Below are 17,954 nucleotides of genomic sequence, written 5' to 3'. Positions count from 1 at the left end.
GGATGCTGACCTCTCGTTGGAGAACCGCATGCAGCGCAGTCGCCTCTTCGTCTTGCTGTGTCTGCCGTTGGCCCTGGCCACCGGCTGTATCGTCGATTCCAAGTGCAAGGGCACGAAGTGCGACGGGTCCTCGCCGGATGCGGGTGTCGACGCCGGTAGCGACGCGGGCATCGACTCCGGCGTCGTCGAGACGGGTGACTGGGACGTCACCGGCCCCTACGCCAACTGCAACTTCATCGGCACCACGGGCACGCAGTGCGGTGAGCTCGGCAGCTTCAACCTCTCCGCCTGCCCGCGCACCACGCTCGGCGGGGCCAGCCACGAGGGTGTCTTCACCAGCCACGGCCGCATCCTCCAGGACGACGGAGGCGTGCGCTACTTCGTGCAGGCCCACTCCCTGCGCAATGACGGTGGCATCGAGACCTTCAATGGCTGGAGCACCGAGAGCTCCAACATGAACCTCACCAAGCAGTTCGACAGCAACACCTGGTTCGTCTCGCGGCACACCACGACCGGGCTCTCCGACGGTGGTACGCTCAACGTCACGGTGGGCTATGCCGGGTGCTCGGCCCAGGACACCGACCACGTCACCGGCTGCTACGCCGTGTGCCGCAACGGCCAGGCCTCCGAGGTGGGCACCTTCAAGTCCGCCCGCATCGCGCCCGCCCGCGGTGAGAGCGAGGCCAACGGGCTGGCGCTCGTGTCCGAGACGCCCGTGCGCAACCAGTACGACGCGACCTACTTCTTCGGCATCCCGGTGGACGTCTACATCACCAAGAACCGCGCATATGTCGTGTCCGTGGATGGCTCGTACCAGGGCCATGGCGGCCTGACCATCTTCGACGTGAGCGACCCGGCGCACCCGGTGTTCAAGAAGCAGCTCTACGGCGAGGGCGGCTACTGGAACAGCGTCTGGGCCAAGGGGGATGCGCTGTACATCGGCAGCGGCAAGCACGGCGTCATCACCTACGACATCTCCAACCCCGATGACCCCGTCCTCTCCGCCACGCAGGTCCAGGAGGCCCAGGACGCCCACACCCTCTTCGTGGACGGCAACCACCTCTACGCCATGGGGGACCCGACGCGCATCTACGACATCTCCAACCCGCTCGCCCCGCGTCTGCTCGGCCGCTACGAGCCGCCCGGCGCCGCCTCGTATCCCAACGCCTACGTGCACGACGCCTTCGTCTACAAGAACCGGATGTACAGCTTCTACTGGTCGTTCGGGATGCAGATCAGCGACGTGTCCCAGGTGGACACCACCGAGCCCGTGTCGCTCGGCAGCTACCGCTACGGCCTGAACCCCGATGGCAGCCCGGCGCTCAACTACGCCCACAGCCACGCGGGCGCCGTGGGCACCTACGTCGACCGGCTCATCGCCTTCGAGGGCGGCGAGACCTGGGGCGCCCACCTGCGCGTGCTCGATGTCACCGACCCCACCCAGGTGAAGCTGCTCGCCAGGTACCGCCTGCGTCAGGAGGTCTCCATCCACAACATGATCCTCGACGAGGCGAAGAAGCGGCTCTACATCGCCTACTACCACGAGGGCGTGCGCGTGCTCGACGTGGCCAACCCCACCCAGCCCCGGGAGATCGGCTACTACAACACCTTCCGCCCCAATGACCCGATGCGCGGCCTGAGCTTCTACGACGGCGCCATCGGCATGCGCGTGCCCAAGGCGCCGGACGTCACCGCCGCCAACGCGGGCCTGCTCTACGTCGTCGACATGTCTCGCGGTCTGCTCATCCTCCGCGAGACGAAGTGAGGCACCGGGCGCCGGAGTGGGCGAGCAACCCGCCGCTCACTCCGGCCCTCTTCTCCTCGATGCGCTGAGCGAGGAGACGGGCAGGCCCTGGGAGGACCGGTGGGCGCGGCGTCAGTGAATGATTCCGCGCCCGCTGGCTTCCCCCTAGAGTGACGCCCCGTGAACCTGCTCCTCGTCGCCGTCGGGCTGTCCAAGGTCGTCTTCGGTGGACTGGTCGCCGCGCTCGGCATCTGGCTCGCGTTCCGCGGCCTCCACCGCCTGCTGGGGACGGACCCGACTGGCGACCTGCGCACCGGCAACGTCGCCGCCGGAGTCGTCCACGCCGCCAGCCTGCTCGCGCTCGGACTGCTGGTGCAGAACGCGGTGAACGCCACCTTCGACGCGGTGGACCTCACCTTCCGCGGCCCCGCCGTGGCGCCCTCCGCCCTTTTGCGGCTCAGCGTCTTCTCCCTCCTCCACGTGGGCATCTCGCTGCTCGTGGGCACCGGCGTGCTCGCGCTCGGCGTCACCGTCTTCGACAAAATAACCCCCGGCCTCGACGAGCTCGCCGAGGTGCGCCGCGGCAACGTCGCGGCCGCGCTCGTGCTCGCCGCCATCCTCCTGGTGCTCGCGCTGCTCACCGCGCCGGGCCTCCAGGCCACCCTCAACGGCCTCATCCCCTTCCCCGAGCTCCCCGCCTCCACGTACCACTCGCCCGCCTGAACCCGTGTCCTCCCCGCCGCCCAGCCTGGGGAAGAAGCTCCTCGCGCTCTTCCTCGTCCTCTTCACCACCGCGAGCTGCGGCTGCTTCCTCGGGCTGCGCTGGCTCGTCGCGCTGGACGTGCACTCGGTCACCCCCGCCCCCGAGCCCATTCCACCTCCCGGCCCCTTCGGCTCCCGCGGCCTCCACCTCGGCACGGCGCTCATCCCCACCTCCACGCCGCTGAGCCAGGCCCGCACCTACGAGTGGCGCGTCGACGTGTTGGACCCTCCCGAGTACCGGATCGCCTACGGCCTCGGCGAATCCCTCGCGCGCTCCCTCGAGACCGAGCACCAGGCGTACGGCCAGAAGATGCGCTTCCGCGCGCTCAGCCCCGCCCGCTTCACGTACCAGGCGCCTCCCGGCTGCCAGACGGACATGCGCTGCATCTACGACGAGCTGATGCGCAGCAACGCCGAGCCCGTGCACGCGCTGGGCAACCGCTTCGTCGAGCACATCCGCGCCCAGCACCTCGGCCCCGTCGAGGCCGCCGAGCTCATCATCACCTTCGTCCAGCGCATCCACTACGCCGAGCCCGAGGGCGAGCCCTTCGGCATCCTCCCCCCGGCGCTCGTCGCCTCGAGGGACCAGGGCGATTGCGACTCCAAGGCCGTGCTGGCCGTGATGCTGCTGCGCCAGGTGGGCCTCGACGCGGCCATCCTCTACTCGGATCCGCTCGCCCACGCCGCCGTGGGCATCGCCCTGCCCGTGCGCGGCAAGGCCTTCCGGCTCGGCCCCCACGTGTACCGGTATGCGGAGATCACCACCGAGGGCTGGCCCCTCGGGATGATTCCGCCCCAGCACGACAAGCCGAACATGTGGAAGGTCCTGCCCGCCCCGGAGCTGCCCGACGGGGCTGGGTGAGTCCTACGGGGGAGTGGCGGGAGTGCGCATCCGCTCGCGGACGTAGGCGTCGTACTCCTCCTTCATCGGCAGGGCTTCGTCCACGCGCAGCCTCCGGCGCGGCGTGAGCACCTTCTGGCCACCGCGAGGATCCACCCCCTCCTTCTCGTACCGCTCCCAGGAGATGCCCGAACCCCGCCGCTGCCAGAGCGGCAGCTCGTTGAAGTTGATGCCCCGCTGGAAGAGCAGCTCGTTCTTGAAGCCCACCGACTGTCCGTGCAGCGTCTTCGTGGCCTGCGTCACGCTCTGGCCCTCCTTGCGCAGCGTCCAGTAGCACCAGCCGTTGAGCGCGCACCGGGTCGCGTCCGCCTGCCTCCAGCGGAAGTAGTCCAGCACCGCGTCCTCGCTCACGCCCATCCACACCCGGCTGTCGAACACCGCCGGCACTCCCGCCTCGTGCGTGAAGGTCGCGCTCGCGATGCCCGCCGAGAGGGACACCAGCTTCTCCACCTCGCGGTCGTAGAGCGACCAGTCCGGCCGGAAGAGCACCGAAATCTCATCGCTCTCCGTGTACGCGTAGACGCCCTGAAGCTCCTCCACCAGCGCCGACGCCGTGCGCACCATCTGCTGGTGCAGCCGGATGTCGAAGGGCTTCTCGTAGCGCGCCTCGGTGAAGCGCGAGAAGCCCCGCCCGTCCACCCGCAGCACGCACCACGCCCCGCGCAGCAGCCGCAGCGAGTGGAAGAACTCGCCCTCGCGCATCCGGGCCTCGAAATCGTTCGGATTCATCTCCCTCCCTCCCATTCACTCACGTGAAAGCCGCCCTCCGGGTCGAGCCGCACGTGGAACAACGCATCAAAGCCCTCGGCGTACGAGGGCCACCGCAACTTGCGCCAGGTGATGTGGAGGGCCTTGTCCTCCACCCGCGCCCGCCCCACCCGCGCCGCGTTGCGCGCGAGGCACGCCTCCAGGTCCGACTCGAAGACGTAGCCCACCACCCGCGCCCCCTTCTCCCGGCCGATGGCAATGAGCGGCGCCCGGTCCTCGACGAGCGGGTGGGTGTTGTCCACCACCACCGAGCGCCCCTGCGCGAGCGCCTCGGAGATGAGCCGCCGCTGCCGCGCCTCACGCCTGCGCGCGTTGGGCCACAGGTCCTTGCTCACGTGCACGTGCGTGGCCGCGAAGCGCTCCCGGTAGAAGCTGCTCTTTCCCGAGCCTTGCAGGCCAATGAAGAGGACGAGGTCCATGGCGCGTCTCCGTCAGACGGTGTGCACGCCCGGGCCCTGACGCCGAGGGCGGCCGTCCGCCCTCCCGCCTCACGCCGAGGGAACCCGGCTCCTCAAGCGGGCCGCCTCCTCAAGCTCGCCCGCGGACTCCAGGATGGAGGCGGCACGGGCATAGTTCGCGGCCGCCTCCGTCCTGCGCAGATGGGACTCGTCCACCTGGGCGGCGGAGAGAAGAAAGGGCACGGCGCGCCGGGACTCCCCTCCTTCCAGCCAGTGCTGCGCGATGATGGCCGGGGCCGCCCGCCTGCGCTCCAACTGCTGGGCCAGGCGCCGGTGCAGCAGCGCGCCCATCGCCATGGGAATGGAGGCCCGCACCGCCTCGAGCACCAGGTCGTGCGTGAAGCGCTCGCCCCGGAGAATCTGAGCCGCCTCCAGCTCGCGCACTGGCTCGGAGAAGGACAGGGGCCGCACCTCCAGCACCTCGCCGGCCAGCTCCAGGTTGAACTCCATGAGCGCCAGCGCCGCCACCTGCGCCAGCTGCAGCGCCATCGGGGAGAGCCGCTCCAGGCGCTGCTGGATGAGCTGGCGCACCCGCCCCGGAGGCGGCAACCGCTCCGGCCAGCCCCGCTCCAGGCTCCCCGACTCCATCAGGTGCTTGAGCGTCTCGGTGATGAAGAGCGGATTGCCCCCCGTGTAGCGCGTCATCTCCCGGGTGAGCGACCCGGCTCCCGGCAGGGCGAGGCTCTCCAACAGCACCTCCACCGCGTCGGACGGGAGCGGCTCCAGGTGCAGGAGCATCGCCAGCCCCGCCGCCTCCAGCCGCTTCGTCAGGGCGAGCGCGTCGCCCCCGAGCTCTCCACGGCGGCAGCAGTCGATGGTGATGGGGAAGCTGCCAGCCGCGTGGAAGCGGGCATGGGCATGGGCCCCCACCTCCAGGCTGGCCGAGTCGGCGAATTGCAGGTCGTCGGTGATGAAGCTCGCGAAGCCCTCGGTGCAACGCCGGAACACCTCGCTGTAGGCCTCCAGGCAGCGCACCCGCTCGCCCTCGTTGCGCATGGGCGGCAGCTCCTCGCCGGGCACGGCGAGCTCGGGCATCACGCGCGCCAGCTCCCGGCGGAGCCATGGCTCCAGGGCCTTTGGTATCTCGGGCCGCTCGGAGAAGAGCTCCCGGATGTGCCGCACGTACAGCGAGTAGGGCACGTCCACGTCCCCGGGCCGCGCCGAGAACACCATGTAGCGGCCCTTCGAGGCCGCGAAGTCGTGCGCGAGCCGCGTCTTGCCCACGCCCGGCTCGGCCAGCAGCAGGACGAGCTGCCTCGACGCCCACGCCGCCTCCAGCCGCGCCCACTCGCGCTCGCGGCCCACCAGCACCGGCGGGCGCAGCACGGAGAGCGGCAATGTCCGGGCCGGCTTGTTCTCCACGGCGCGCGGCCGCACCTGCCCGCGCTCCACGTCCCGCTCCAGCGCGAGCGTGTCCGGGTGGGGCGCCGCGTCGTACTCCTCGAAGAGCATCTTCCGGCAGCGCTCGAAGACGTTGAGCGCCGCCATCCGGTCCCCCGTCAGGTAGTGCAGCCGCATCAGCCGGCGGTAGGCCTCCTCGGAGAGCGGATCCAACACCAGCAGCCGCTCGGCGAAGTGCAGCGCCCCGGCCAGGTCTCCCTGCTGCTCACGCGCGTCCACCTCGGCACTGGCCGCGCGGCGCCGCAGGCCCTCGAGCTGCTGGCGGGCGCGCAGCAACCACGCCTCGAAGTCCGGGCAGTCGTCGAAGTCCAGCGTGCCCAGCAGCGAGCCCGACAGCGCCAGGGCCTCCGAATGACGGCCGGCGAAGACGTGGCCCTCCAGCTCCACCGCGTCGGTGGCCACGCGCTCGGACAGGGAGATGACGTCTCCGCCGAGCACCAGGTCCGCCCCGATGGCCACCCGCAGCCGGCGCAGCAGCTGGCGCATGTTGTTGCGCGCCGTGTCCTCGCCCGAGCCCGGCCAGAGCATGCCCGCGAGCCTGTACTTGGGCGTGGGCCCCTCCAGCGCCAGCCAGGCCAGCACGGCCGCCACGCGCCGCTGCAACTCCAAGGGCTCCGCCAGCCCCAGGAGCCGCGAGCCCCCGAGCACTTCCAACCTCCAGTCCGCCATGTGTCCCCCCCCGCCGCCCGAGGAACCACCGACGTCCCTCGGGCTCCTCGGGAGTCCCTCAGGTCCAAAAGCCCGTCGGCAGTCAGAGGAGTGCGGCACCGGCCTGGCCAAACCACCCCTCAGCGGCAGCCGCATGCTGCCTGAAAGTGTGGAGGTCACGGAAGCGCCTCTGCAGCGACGAGCCATCCTTCAGCGAGCTGGCGCCTCCCTCCCGGTAGAAGCTTTCCACTACCTGTGCGGCCGTGAAGAGGTGCGTGCTCTCCGCGCCAACCATCGTCGTCCACCCGGTGGCCCTACTCCGCGCGCAGGGTGACGGCCGGATCCACGCGCATGGCACGCCGCGCGGGCACGAGGCACGCCACCAGCGCCACCCCCAGCAGCACCACCGCCACCACGCCGAAGGTGAGCGGATCATGCGGCGCCACGCCGTAGAGCATGCTGCTCATCACCCGCGACAGGACGAGCGCGCCACCCAGGCCCAGCGCCACGCCCATGCCCGCGAGCCCCATGCCGCTCTTGAGCACCATGCGCAGCACCTCGTCCGGACGTGCCCCGAGCGCCAGCCGCACGCCCATCTCCCGCTGCCGCTGGCCCACCGTGTAGGCCAGCACGCCGTAGATGCCCACCGCGCCGAGCACCAGCGCCAGCACCGCGAAGAGGCCGAGCAGCGCCGCGATGAGGCGGGGGCGGGCCACCGACTCGCCCACCACGTCCTCGAGCGTGGTGATGCGGGTGATGGTCTGCTGGGGATTCACGGACCAGATGGCCTGCCGGACGGAGGCGGCGAGTTGCAGAGGGGCGCCCTGGCCGCGCACCACCAGGTTCACGCTGCTGCGCGTGTTCTGCAGCACGTGGATGTAGACGAGGGGCGGCGCGGGCTCGGCGAGGCTCTCCTGGCGCACGTCGCCCACCACGCCCACGATGGCCGCCTGCTGCTCGCCGTCCCACTGCAAGGACCTGCCCACCGCGTCCTCGCCCGGGAAGAAGCGGCGGACGAAGGCCTCGTTGACCATCAGCGCCGGGGGCCCTTCACCGGTGTCCTGCGTGGTGAAGGCGCGGCCGCGCAGCAGGGGAATCCCCATGGCGCGGAAGTAGTCGTTGCTCACGTGCAGGAAGTTCGCGCGAGGCGCGTCCGCGGCGCTCTCCCGCGGCTGGCCCGCGAGCAGCACCGGCCCCGGCTCACCCGAGCCCTCCAGGGGCAGATTCTTCGCCGTGCCGGCCACCTCCACCCCGGGGACCGCGCGCACGCGCTCGAGCACCTCGGCGAGATACTGGCGCTTCGGGCGGTCCCCGCTGGACACGGAGAAGCTCACCACCACCGCGCCCTCGGGCCGGAAGCCCGGCTCCACCGACAAGAGGGACACGAGGCTGCGCACGGCGAGCCCCGCCCCGGCTGCCAGCACCACGGCGAGCGCCACCTCGGTCACCACCAGCGCGTTGCGCAGCCGCGCTCCCTTTCCACCGGCCAGGCCCCGGCCGCCCGCCTTGAGCACCGACGCGAGCCGGAACGAGCCCGCGCGCACCGCCGGCAGCAACCCGAAGAGCACGCCCGTGAAGAGCGTCACCCCGAGGGCGAAGGCCAGCACCTCGCCATCCACCCGCACCTCCTGCAGGCGCGGCAGCTGCTTCACGCAGAAGGACAGCAGCAGCTCGGTGCCCCACACCGCCAGCAGCATGCCGAACGCCCCGCCCAGCAACGCGAGCACGAGGCTCTCGGTGAGCAGCTGGCGCACCAGCCGGCCCGGCCCGGCTCCCAGCGCGGCCCGCACCGCCAGCTCCCGCTCGCGCGCCGTGGCCCGCGTCAGCATCAGGTTGGCCACGTTCACGCAGGCGATGAGCAGCAGGAAGCCCACCGCGCCGAGCAGCACCAGCAGCCCCGCGCGCACGTCCCCGGTGAGGGCCTCGTGCAGCGGCACCACCGTGGCCCCGGTGAACTGGAGGTTGGTGGCCGGGTACTCCTCGGCGAGCTGCTTCGCCAGGCCATTGAGCTCCGAGCGCGCCGCCTCCAGGGACACCTCGGGCCGCAGACGCGCCACCACGTTCAGCCAGCGCACCTGGCGCTGCCGCGGCACGGAGCTCTCGCTGACGCGCGACTGGGACATCCACAGGTCCACGCGCTCGGAGGGGAAGGTGAAGGCCGGAGGCATCACCCCCACCACCGTGTACGGCTCCCCGCCGAGCGTGAGGGTGCGGCCGATGATGGCGCGGTCCCCGCCGAAGCGGCGCTGCCACAGGCCGTGACCGAGCACCACCACCGGCTCGTGGCCCGGCAGGTGGTCCTCGGGGAGCAGCGCGCGCCCCAGCTGAGGCGCCACACCGAGGGTGGAGAAGAAGCCGTCGCTCACGAAGGCCGCCGGCAGACGCTGGGGCTCGCCGTCACCGCTCAGGTCCGTCCCCGTCATCCCCTCCACGTAGAACCAGGAGCCCAGGTCCACGAAGGAGTGCTGGCGCGCCTTCCAGTCCTCGAAGTCCGCCGGGGACACCGAGCCCCGGACGAGGCTCTGCGCGGGACTGGCCTGCCACACCCGCACCAGCCGCTCGGGCGCGGCGAAGGGCAAGGGCTGCAGCAGCACGCCCCGCACCACGTTGAAGATGGCCGTGGTGGCGCCGATGCCCAGCGCCAGGGTGAGCACCGCCACCAGCGTGAAGCCCGGGGCGTGCCACAGCATCCGCAGCGCGTACCGCACATCCTGCACCAGCGCGTCCCACCACCGGCTGCGATTCATCTCCCGCTCCCTTTCGTGGCCAATGCGCACGCACTCCTCGCGCACGCGCGTCACATCCCCGAACTCGCGCTCCGCGGCCGCGCGAGCCTCGGCGGGGGACAGGCCCTCGCGCTCGAGCGTCGCGGCGCGCATCTCCAGGTGGAAGCGCAGCTCCTCGTCCACGTCCTGCTCCACCGCGCGAGGCCGCACGGCGAGCTTCAACAGCCGCTTGAAACCCTGCGGGCGCTGGGGGTGTCTCACAGCGCCTCCAACACCCGCGAGACGGCCGCCGCGTAGCGCTTCCACGCCTGCGTCTCGGCGCGCAGCTGCGCGCGGCCCTCGGTGGTGAGCCGGTAGAACTTCGCCCGCCGGTTGTTCTCCGACACGCCCCACTCCGCCTCCAGCAGGCCCCGCTTCTCCAGCCGGTGCAGCGCCGGGTAGAGCGCCCCCTCCTCCACCTTCAGCTCCTCCCCGCTCCGCTCGCGCACCGCCTCCGCCACCGCGTACCCGTGCAGCGGGCCCCACGACAGGCTCTTGAGAATCAGCACGTCCAGCGTGCCCTGCAGCAACTCCATGGAGCGGTCCGCCATGCTTCCCCTCAGGTGCCGAGGGGAATGGCGCGCGAGCCTCCCCTTAGATGTCGAGGGGAGTGTCGCCCGCTCTCCCCTAAGGTGTCAAGGGAAGCACCCGGAGCGCTTCATTCCAGTGGCGGACCCAGGTGGCCCGGACGGGTTGTCATCCCCCCTGCCCCGTGGAAACGTGCCCGCGCGCACCCAACGAGGGGACCATGGACATCCTCACCATCGACAAGCAGGGCGAGAAGCTCGAGCTCGACCGCATCTCCGCGGCACCTCCGAAGAAGACGGACAAGGACGCGGCGAAGCAGGAGCTGGATGCCATTGGCGAGGAGCTCTTCGACCTGCAGGACCTGATGTGGGGCGCGAAGCAGCACTCGGTGCTCATCGTGCTCCAGGGCCGCGACACCGCCGGGAAGGACGGCACCATCAAGCACGTCGCGGGCTACCTCAACCCCCGGGGCGTCAGCGTCGCCTCCTTCGGCGTCCCCTCCGAGGAGGAGCGCGAGCACGACTTCCTCTGGCGCATCCACCGCCATGCCCCGCGCAAGGGCGAGCTCGCCATCTTCAACCGCTCGCACTACGAGGACGTGCTCGTGGTGCGCGTGCACAATCTCGTCCCGGAGTCCCTCTGGAAGGAGCGCTACGGGCACATCCGCGACTTCGAGGAGATGCTCTCCGAGCACGGAACCCTCATCCTCAAGTTCTTCCTCCACATCAGCCGCGAGGAGCAGGAGCAGCGTCTGCGGGACCGGGAGAAGGAGCCGCGCAAGGCGTGGAAGATCAACTCCGGGGACTGGGAGGACCGCGAGCACTGGGACGACTACACACGGGCCTACGAGGAGGCCATCTCGCGCACGTCCACGAAGAAGGCGCCGTGGACCCTCGTGCCCGCGGACTCCAAGTGGTACCGCAACCTCGTGGTGGCGCGCACGCTCGTCGAGGCGCTCCGGCCCTACCGCAAGGGCTGGCAGGAGCGGCTCGACGCGGTGGGCGTGCGCAAGAAGGCGGAGCTCGAGGCCTGGCGCAAGGGGAAGTAGCACCCCGAGCCCCTCGGCGGGTTCGGCCTGACGTCAGCAATAGTGGTCGCTGAAGCCCGCCCGGAACCACCCCTGGGGAGAGGACAGATAGAGGTTGGGGCCGCCACATCCCATCTCGCCGATCACTCGGATGATGAAGTCGCGCCTGCCGTCTCCATTCAGGTCTCCCGAGAAGACAGCAGCGCTCTCCTCGCGCACGCCGCGCAACTCCATGCGGCACTGGTGCGTGGCCGGGTCCTCCAAGATGGCGAAGGGCACCTCCTCTTCGCCCGGGGGCGTTGCTCCCGCCAGCCCCTTCTTCCGAACCGGGCAGACACTCCCGGGCCCGTACTTGCCGGCACGAAGGCCCGCGATTGACTCGTCCAGGACGAAGCTCGCCTTGCAGGGAAGCGCATAGTGGTACTCGGGGAAGAGTATTCGCGCGTCCTCCCCCAGGCCCACGACCACGCGGACGAGCTTCGGCTTTTCGACCTTCCGCAGCTCCTTGCCACAGATGGCGAAGAAGCCCTGACCGAGCCGGCGATTGGTCACGAAGGTCTTCGCGCCCTCCACGTTCTGGACGTAGCGCTCGGCTTCGAGCACCTGGCTCGAGCCGAAGCTCACGGTGCGCTCGTCCGGGCTGAAGGCGAAAGTCACGGTGCGCTCGCCGTAGGTGCGCAAGACCTCGAGAAAGAGCGGGTCCTCGCGAGAGTCATCGGCGAGCACCTCGAAGGAGTACGCCTCCTGCCCCATCCTCTCCAATCCATTCGCGGCGGACACCTCGCCGATCACGAAGCGGACGGCTCGCGGCGGCTGCGGAAGGACGTAGATGAAGATGTGGCGGACCGGGGGCGCATATTCCCCAGCTCCCAACGTACCCGGGCCGAGAGACCGCTCCAGGCAGCTCCCGAGTGCCTCACCCGCCGAGCAGGTCAGCACCCTACCGGGCTTGGAAGGCGAGACCGGCTGCGAAGGAGCCGCGAGCTCGTGCTCGGTCCAGTACAGCATCAAGCGGTGGGTAATGGCCTGCTGGCAATCCAACAACGACACCCCCAAGCACTCCTGTGCGTCGAGGTTGAACGCCTCCCGGACCCCCTCGAGCAGGAGCGCATCACGGCGCTTCGGGTCCTTCTCCGCCAGGGCGCGGGAGAGCAATTCATCGAGGCTCCTGGGGGGCTCATTGGCGACAGCCGGCATCGCCATCAGGCCCAGGCCCACTAGCCATACGAGCCCCGAGCGCATCCACCGTCCTCGCCAGCCAGCAGTCATCTCTCACCTCCTCCGTGGGTATCGAGCGCGTCCATTCTCGCCCGCATGGCGCAAGGGCCGGTAGGACCCTGTACAGTGCGGCGGCATGCCCGTCCGAGAGCTGTGGATTGAAGGCTACCGCTCGGTCCAATCGCTGCGCTTCCCGCTCGCGCCGGTGACGGTGGTGGTGGGCCCCAACGGGTGCGGCAAGACGAACGTCTACCGCGCCCTGCAACTGCTGCACACCGGCGCCGATGGGGCGCTGGCGCGCACGCTGGCCGAGGAGGGTGGAATGCCCTCCGTGCTCTGGGCGGGCCCGCGCAAGAAGGGAGAGTCCGCGCGCCTCACCGTGGGCGTGCGACTGGAGGACCTCTCCTACGAATTCTCCTGCGGCGTGGTGCCTCCGCCCGAGGGCCCCTTCGGCCTGGACCCGGACGTGAAGGAAGAGACGGTCTGGGTCCACGAGGGCAAGCGCCGGCACGTGGTCGCCGAGCGCCGCTCCCGCAGCGTCTTCGCGCGCGACGCCGAGGGCAACCGCACCACCTTCGCCGTCGAGCTGTGGGGCAGCGAGTCCGTGCTGGCGCAGATTGTCGAGCCGCACCGCTTCCCCCTGCTGAGCGCGCTGCGCGCGGAGCTGCTGCGCTGGCGCTTCTACCACCACTTCCGGACCGACCCGGCCTCGCCCCTGCGCCATGAACAGGTGGGCGTGCGCACGCCCGCGCTGGCACACGATGGGAGGGATTTGGCGGCGGCGTTGATGACCATCGACACCATCGGCGACGACCGGGCCCTGCACGACGCCGTGGAGCGTGCCTTCCCGGGCTCGCGCCTGCGGCTCGACAGCGACAACGGGCGCTTCTCCTTCCACATGAGCATGCCCGGGCTGCAGCGCTCCCTGGACGCGACGGAGCTGTCCGACGGGACACTGCGCTACCTCTGCCTGCTCGCCGCCCTGCTCTCGCCACGGCCTCCGCCCTTCCTCGCGCTCAACGAGCCGGAGACGAGCCTGCACCCCTCGCTGCTCGAGCCCCTGGGGCGCCTCATCGCCCACGCGGGCCGCCGCAGCCAGGTCTTCGTCACCACGCACGCGCACGAGCTCGCCCATGCGCTGGAGAAGCACGCCGCGGCCTCCGTGCTTCCCTTGCGCAAGGACGGAGGCGCCACGGAGCTCGTGGACTGACTCGGACGCGGGTTCGATTCCCGCCGCTTCCAATAGAGGTTGCCCGCCGCCTTGAGTCGAACCCACTCCTAAACGTGGTGGGAGATGGTGATGGCGCTGCTGCACGCCAACTGTGATGCGTGCTAGGCGCTGCACCGGGATCTGGTAGCGCGGGCGCCGACGCTGTACCGGGAGGAGGCCGAGGTCTTCACGGTGGCCCTGCCCGGCCGGCCCGGGGAGCCGCTGCTGCTGGGGGCGCTGAGGGATCCGGAGGGCACGGTGGCCCGGAAGCTGGCGGAGAGCCTCGGGCGCGTGCCCGGGACGACGGTGCTGGCGGCGGCCGACCGCTTCGGCGAGTTCTACCGGGTGATGGACGTGCACGGTCGGCTCACGGCGAAGGTGTTCGGCGAGGTGCTGGAGTGGCTGGACCTAGGAGCTTGTCGGCGAACCGGCCAGGAGTACGGAGGCGCGTAGCAGGCGCCATATGGCGCGCCAGCAAAGAGGGCAGAGTCAGTGCCTGTCTGCGTTGGCGTGCCGGGCGCGGAGTCCCGCCGCCCGTCAGGCGGGCTGTGCTACCAGGGCGGGCAGTTCCAAGCCCTGACGCCACAGCTTCTTGAGGTTGTGCACCGCGCACGCCAGGGAGAATTCTCCGCGTACCTTGGGCAGGCCCCGCAGCGAGAAGCGAGGCAGCGTCCCGTTCTTCACCTGCCCGATGACGGGCTCCACCGTCACCTTGCGCCGGGCGTAGGCCGCACGGCCTCGCTTCGTCAGCAGCTTGCGCTTCATCCGTTCCTTGAAGCTCAAGTCCTTGGGCGGACGCCCGCGCGGCGCCGTCGTCGCCTCTTCCCCATGCCTGGCGCGGCCCGGGGCGACAAAGCACTCCACGCCCTTTGCCTGCACTTTCTCAATGTCCTCCTGGCACAGGTAGCCCGCGTCCGCGCTCATCTGCACGGGCAGTAGCCCCGTGTTGGCCCGCACCTGCTCCACCATCGGCTCGAGCTGCCGTGCATCACTGGCGCTCTGCCCCACCTCCTGCGCCACTATCAGCTGCGTGTCCGCATCCACTGCCACCTGCGCGTTGTAGGACTGCTGGAAGCCGCCGTCGCGCGGCATTATTCGCGAGTCGCCGTCAGTGAAGTTGCGCTGCGCCTTTTCCGAGGGCCTGGCCTGCTCGGTGTCTTCTCCCTTGGCCTCGGCCTTCTGCTTCGCCTCCTTCTCCAACTCCTCCTTGGCCTTTTGAATCTTCTCCCGGCGCTTCTCCTTCTCCACCGCCAGTGCCAGCTTCTTCTCCGCCTCCAGCTCACGCGCGGCCTGCCGCAGTCGCTCGGCGCGCGTGTTGGGGTCCTTCATCTCCTCGGGCAGCTCATCCCCGCGCCGCCCCTTGCCGTAGCGCTTGTCCTCCTCGGCATCCAGCGCCGCGGCCTCCGAAAGCAGCCTGTCAATCTGCTCGTCCAGCTTCTTCATGGACTCCTCCATGCGTCCGTAGCTCATGGCCTTGTGCTTGCTCGCGTTGGCCTTCACCTTCGTGCCGTCCACCGACAGGTGCCCCAGCTTCTTGAGCCCCGAGCTGCGCGCCAGCCTCAGCGTGTCCACGAAGAGCGCTCGGAAGGCTTCCAGGTGCCTCACCCGGAAAGTGCACACCGTGTCGTGGTCGGGCCGCTCTCCTCCCGTCAGGTAGCGGAAGGCGATGTCCGTCTCACACCGCCTCTCAATCTCCCGGCTGCTCGTAATGCCTCGCGCGTACGCGTACATGAGCAGCAGTGCCATCATCACCGGGTGGTAGGGCGGCTGCCCGCACTCCTTCGTGTACGCACCCAGAATGGGGCTGAAGTCCAGCGCCTTGCGCAGCTCGACGAAGAAGCACGCCAGGTGCCCCTCTCCCAGCACCTCCCTGGCGTACTGCGGCAGCAACTGCCCCTGCTCCGGCTGCCATTCCCGGAACGGCCTCGGCGAGGCGTAGCGGGCGGAGCTCTTCGCCTCCTCCCGCTCCGGCTTCTCACTGGCGGCAACTTCCAACAGCGCGGCCTGCTCCGGCTTCTTCGTCGCGGTGGTGTCCACCCTCCACCTTCAACCAGAATTCGCCTCCCCTCTGAAGGACCACCTGGGGCGTCACACCCCTGCTCCACCTTCTACGGTGGGGTTCTCCGACAAGCTCCTAGCGCAGCGCCAGTGCGGCGAGTGCTCCGCACCGCTGTGGGAGTAAGCGTCACGGGCCTATTGCTTTACAGGCTGGTTCTAACGCTAACTTGCGTCTCCTATGCTCGTGCAACCATCAGGCACTCCGGCTCACTCAGCTACGGTGCCGAGAAATTTAGATGTTGAGATCGTTAACAGCACCTTTCAAGGAGGTAGTGCACCAGTTCAATTGAGGGTGTTGGCCGGCTCCCGCACTGTGGATATGGCGCAGGTCCTCAATCATTTGGTGCTGCTATCCACACCACCGCAAATCGAAGGCTTCGAACTTGGCGGTTGGGCAACAGCTCGCTACTTGCCTGCCTTGACGATGGGTCCACTACTGCAACTGCGAGCCGAGTGGAATGACCTTGATCAGCATCAGAAAACGCTTCTGAGCGATGATTTTGGTATGGCGGTACCCACCCACTTGCTGATGAGCGCGCTCAACCTGAGAACCATTGCGCCGACTAACTATCTTCTCAAACACCTCAATGGATTGGGGCATACGCTCGGCGGTTCGGTGCCTAAAATTGGCAACTTGAAAACGCCAGACTTCATTGCCTTCGACAATCAAGGTCATTTATGGGTCATAGAATGCAAGGGAACCATGGTCAGCCGTTCAGCGCTGCGCACACGGATGCGCAATGAGGGGGTCACCCAGAAGAATTCGCTCACGATATCCACGCCTCTTGTTGCCTCTGGCTTCCTTGTTGTTGGCCTTTATATTCCCCAGAGCAATCATTCGCAGCGCCCGTTGTGCGTTGTACAGGATCCTCCCGTGCGAAACAGCCCTGGCAAAGTGGGAGCGGGTGAAAATGAATGGCTAGGCATGGAGTGGGCTGTGCGTGCAAACCTTGCATCCGCACTGCATCTCATGGGCTTGAATGAGGATGGGAATGCTCTCGCAATGGATATGAAACTCCCAAGCGGCATGCATCGCCGCCTTGAGGAAGAGCGCCGCGGTGAAGAGGAACTGCCGGAACTTCTCATCGAGAAAACACGCTTCATCACGCGTTCGCGCCGCTACATTTTCCCGAATGCCGTGATGACCAAGGACAGACGACTAGATGGTTTGCGCCTGCGCGTTGGCGTCGCCAATGAAGTGCTTGAGGCTCTCGAAGCCGGTGATGCAGGTACTGCGGTTGAGCGAGCGACTGCCCGCGCCAAACAAGCGGCTTGGAGTACTACGACGGATGCTGCCGGGACCTCCCGCCTTGTTCTCCCCTCAGGTGTGCTATTACAACTTGATCCGATTGGTCCCCGTGTGGGCTGACTCCGATTCTTGGATTACCTCCGAAGAAACTAGTACTACTCGGTTACTTCGGACCTTCTCCCGAGGGAGGTTTCCTCGGAGAAGCGTTGGGGCCCTCGGAAAGTGAGCCGGCTCTCGCAGGGGCCTGCCATGTTGCACGTATGTCGCAGGAGCGTGTGGAACGGGGCGGGACAGGAGGGGACGCGGCGGGATACCGACTCCCAAGCATTCCGGGCGGTTGCGAGGTAAGGGCGCGATTCTGCTGGGAGTTTCGCACCGCCCGGCGTGGGTTCGATTCCCGCTGGGCTTGACGCGCGGGACGTGTTGGACCTGCTTGAGGAAGCCCGTGTCGTCCACAATCCAGACTTCCATCGGCTCGCGTTGAGTCATCGCCCTTGCGCTCCCTATTTGCCAACAAGCCCATGGCGTAGAGGGCGAACGAGTCACGTCGGCTCTGCTCGCAGAGCACGTCGCCGATTTGCTGGAAGTACCTATCGAGCCGCTGCACCGCAGCGGCATTCATGAAGGAGCCAATGCCTACTTCATGAACAGGACACAGGGCGCACAACGCAATAGCCGCCAGAGGGCGCAGCCCTCAGTCGCTCGCTCCCCCGCCTACCTGATGCAGTAGTGTTAGCAGCGAGTCGAGGGACTGGCACTTGATCCCTGATGGTCAGTTCACGGTAGAATCCCCTTGTTAGCGATTCCGCATGCAGCGAAGTATATGGCTGCTGGGCGTCGTTCATTGCGAAGTTCAACAAGGAAAAGAAAAGCCATGCGCAAGGGACGTATTGTCGGAACTACGCTGATTGCTGTCTGGACGCTGGCTATGGGAGTGGCCTGCGGTCCAGAAGGCACGGAGCTGGAAGGCACGGAGCCGCAGAAGCTAGGCACCGTTGAGACCATGCTGCGCGCCCCAACATACACATGCTCGTGTAGTGACCATGTTGGCACGTGGTCGGGGACGTATCCCTCCCGATACGCGGCGGAGGCGGACCTCTACTACTACTGCCGTGATATGAACCACAACGGCACCTACGGCGCGTGCACTGCATTGTAAGTGTTCGCCGTGCCCCGTCCCGACACTGAGCCTGCCGGGCCGGGGGGCGCGGCCGGAG

At 68.6% G+C, this 17,954-nt stretch carries 15 protein-coding genes; 7 read left to right on the top strand and 8 right to left on the bottom strand.

What is annotated here, in order from left to right:
- Positions 1-28: 28 nt before the first annotated feature.
- The 3 genes from ACJ8AN_RS05920 (at position 29) to ACJ8AN_RS05910 (ending at position 3,368) form a co-directional block, all read left to right on the top strand.
- The gene (locus ACJ8AN_RS05920) at positions 29-1,765 is read left to right on the top strand and encodes an LVIVD repeat-containing protein (RefSeq protein ID WP_407754253.1); all 1,737 of its coding nucleotides are present in this window, start codon (positions 29-31) and stop codon (positions 1,763-1,765) included.
- A 159-nt stretch (positions 1,766-1,924) separates the two neighbouring features.
- Positions 1,925-2,467 (top strand): DUF350 domain-containing protein, encoded by a 543-nt coding sequence (locus ACJ8AN_RS05915; RefSeq protein WP_407754252.1) that lies wholly within the window; start codon positions 1,925-1,927, stop codon positions 2,465-2,467.
- A 4-nt stretch (positions 2,468-2,471) separates the two neighbouring features.
- Entirely contained in the window at positions 2,472-3,368 is an 897-nt protein-coding gene (locus tag ACJ8AN_RS05910) for a transglutaminase domain-containing protein (RefSeq protein ID WP_407754251.1), read from the top strand.
- 3 nt (positions 3,369-3,371) lie between these two features.
- On the opposite strand, the gene ACJ8AN_RS05905 is transcribed toward ACJ8AN_RS05910, so the two are convergent.
- The 6 genes from ACJ8AN_RS05905 to ACJ8AN_RS05880 form a co-directional block, all read right to left on the bottom strand.
- Complete coding sequence (locus ACJ8AN_RS05905) at positions 3,372-4,136, bottom strand: tRNA(His) guanylyltransferase Thg1 family protein (RefSeq protein ID WP_407754250.1); 765 nt, start codon at positions 4,134-4,136, stop codon at positions 3,372-3,374.
- Positions 4,133-4,594: an AAA family ATPase gene (locus ACJ8AN_RS05900; protein WP_407754249.1), complete on the bottom strand. Its 462-nt coding sequence runs from the start codon at positions 4,592-4,594 to the stop codon at positions 4,133-4,135. The genes ACJ8AN_RS05905 and ACJ8AN_RS05900 overlap by 4 nt, the downstream gene beginning before the upstream one ends.
- A gap of 69 nt (positions 4,595-4,663) precedes the next feature.
- The gene (locus ACJ8AN_RS05895) at positions 4,664-6,703 is read right to left on the bottom strand and encodes a BTAD domain-containing putative transcriptional regulator (protein WP_407754248.1); all 2,040 of its coding nucleotides are present in this window, start codon (positions 6,701-6,703) and stop codon (positions 4,664-4,666) included.
- An 82-nt stretch (positions 6,704-6,785) separates the two neighbouring features.
- The gene (locus ACJ8AN_RS05890) at positions 6,786-6,977 is read right to left on the bottom strand and encodes a hypothetical protein (protein WP_407754247.1); all 192 of its coding nucleotides are present in this window, start codon (positions 6,975-6,977) and stop codon (positions 6,786-6,788) included.
- 19 nt (positions 6,978-6,996) lie between these two features.
- On the bottom strand, positions 6,997-9,669 hold the full coding sequence (locus ACJ8AN_RS05885; RefSeq protein ID WP_407754246.1) for an ADOP family duplicated permease: 2,673 nt from the start codon (positions 9,667-9,669) through the stop codon (positions 6,997-6,999).
- Positions 9,666-9,998, bottom strand: a complete 333-nt coding sequence (locus ACJ8AN_RS05880) for a PadR family transcriptional regulator (protein WP_407754245.1) — start codon at positions 9,996-9,998, stop codon at positions 9,666-9,668. The genes ACJ8AN_RS05885 and ACJ8AN_RS05880 overlap by 4 nt, the downstream gene beginning before the upstream one ends.
- Positions 9,999-10,195: 197 nt before the next feature.
- Here ACJ8AN_RS05880 and ACJ8AN_RS05875 point away from each other — a divergent pair, with 197 nt between their 5' ends.
- The gene (locus ACJ8AN_RS05875; protein WP_407754244.1) at positions 10,196-11,023 is read left to right on the top strand and encodes a polyphosphate kinase 2 family protein; all 828 of its coding nucleotides are present in this window, start codon (positions 10,196-10,198) and stop codon (positions 11,021-11,023) included.
- Between the two features lie 33 nt (positions 11,024-11,056).
- Here the strand turns inward: ACJ8AN_RS05875 and ACJ8AN_RS05870 are convergent, their stop codons facing one another.
- The gene (locus ACJ8AN_RS05870) at positions 11,057-12,271 is read right to left on the bottom strand and encodes a hypothetical protein (protein ID WP_407754243.1); all 1,215 of its coding nucleotides are present in this window, start codon (positions 12,269-12,271) and stop codon (positions 11,057-11,059) included.
- 85 nt (positions 12,272-12,356) lie between these two features.
- Here ACJ8AN_RS05870 and ACJ8AN_RS05865 point away from each other — a divergent pair, with 85 nt between their 5' ends.
- Positions 12,357-13,430: an AAA family ATPase gene (locus tag ACJ8AN_RS05865; protein ID WP_407754242.1), complete on the top strand. Its 1,074-nt coding sequence runs from the start codon at positions 12,357-12,359 to the stop codon at positions 13,428-13,430.
- 192 nt (positions 13,431-13,622) lie between these two features.
- Positions 13,623-13,883 carry a hypothetical protein gene (locus ACJ8AN_RS05860; RefSeq protein ID WP_407754241.1) on the top strand — a complete coding sequence of 87 codons (261 nt, stop codon included), beginning with the start codon at positions 13,623-13,625 and terminating at the stop codon, positions 13,881-13,883.
- Positions 13,884-13,967: 84 nt separating this feature from the next.
- Here ACJ8AN_RS05860 and ACJ8AN_RS05855 read toward each other — a convergent pair whose 3' ends face one another.
- Positions 13,968-15,467: an IS1182 family transposase gene (locus ACJ8AN_RS05855; protein WP_407754240.1), complete on the bottom strand. Its 1,500-nt coding sequence runs from the start codon at positions 15,465-15,467 to the stop codon at positions 13,968-13,970.
- A gap of 340 nt (positions 15,468-15,807) precedes the next feature.
- Here ACJ8AN_RS05855 and ACJ8AN_RS05850 point away from each other — a divergent pair, with 340 nt between their 5' ends.
- Entirely contained in the window at positions 15,808-16,857 is a 1,050-nt protein-coding gene (locus tag ACJ8AN_RS05850; protein ID WP_407754239.1) for a hypothetical protein, read from the top strand.
- Positions 16,858-17,954: the final 1,097 nt, after the last annotated feature.

The sequence above is a fragment of the Archangium sp. genome (assembly GCF_045802675.1).
Lineage (GTDB): Bacteria > Myxococcota > Myxococcia > Myxococcales > Myxococcaceae > Archangium.
This window is presented reverse-complemented; position numbering and strand designations above follow the sequence as displayed.

Bases quoted from the DNA above. Each gene is read 5' to 3' on its own strand.
- ACJ8AN_RS05850 (WP_407754239.1), top strand. From the start codon at position 15,808: ATGGCGCAGGTCCTCAATCATTTGGTGCTGCTATCCACACCACCGCAA.
- ACJ8AN_RS05870 (WP_407754243.1), bottom strand. From the start codon at position 12,271: ATGACTGCTGGCTGGCGAGGACGGTGGATGCGCTCGGGGCTCGTATGG.
- ACJ8AN_RS05875 (WP_407754244.1), top strand. From the start codon at position 10,196: ATGGACATCCTCACCATCGACAAGCAGGGCGAGAAGCTCGAGCTCGAC.
- ACJ8AN_RS05905 (WP_407754250.1), bottom strand. From the start codon at position 4,136: ATGAATCCGAACGATTTCGAGGCCCGGATGCGCGAGGGCGAGTTCTTC.
- ACJ8AN_RS05865 (WP_407754242.1), top strand. From the start codon at position 12,357: ATGCCCGTCCGAGAGCTGTGGATTGAAGGCTACCGCTCGGTCCAATCG.
- ACJ8AN_RS05880 (WP_407754245.1), bottom strand. From the start codon at position 9,998: ATGGCGGACCGCTCCATGGAGTTGCTGCAGGGCACGCTGGACGTGCTG.
- ACJ8AN_RS05890 (WP_407754247.1), bottom strand. From the start codon at position 6,977: ATGGTTGGCGCGGAGAGCACGCACCTCTTCACGGCCGCACAGGTAGTG.
- ACJ8AN_RS05920 (WP_407754253.1), top strand. From the start codon at position 29: ATGCAGCGCAGTCGCCTCTTCGTCTTGCTGTGTCTGCCGTTGGCCCTG.
- ACJ8AN_RS05900 (WP_407754249.1), bottom strand. From the start codon at position 4,594: ATGGACCTCGTCCTCTTCATTGGCCTGCAAGGCTCGGGAAAGAGCAGC.
- ACJ8AN_RS05895 (WP_407754248.1), bottom strand. From the start codon at position 6,703: ATGGCGGACTGGAGGTTGGAAGTGCTCGGGGGCTCGCGGCTCCTGGGG.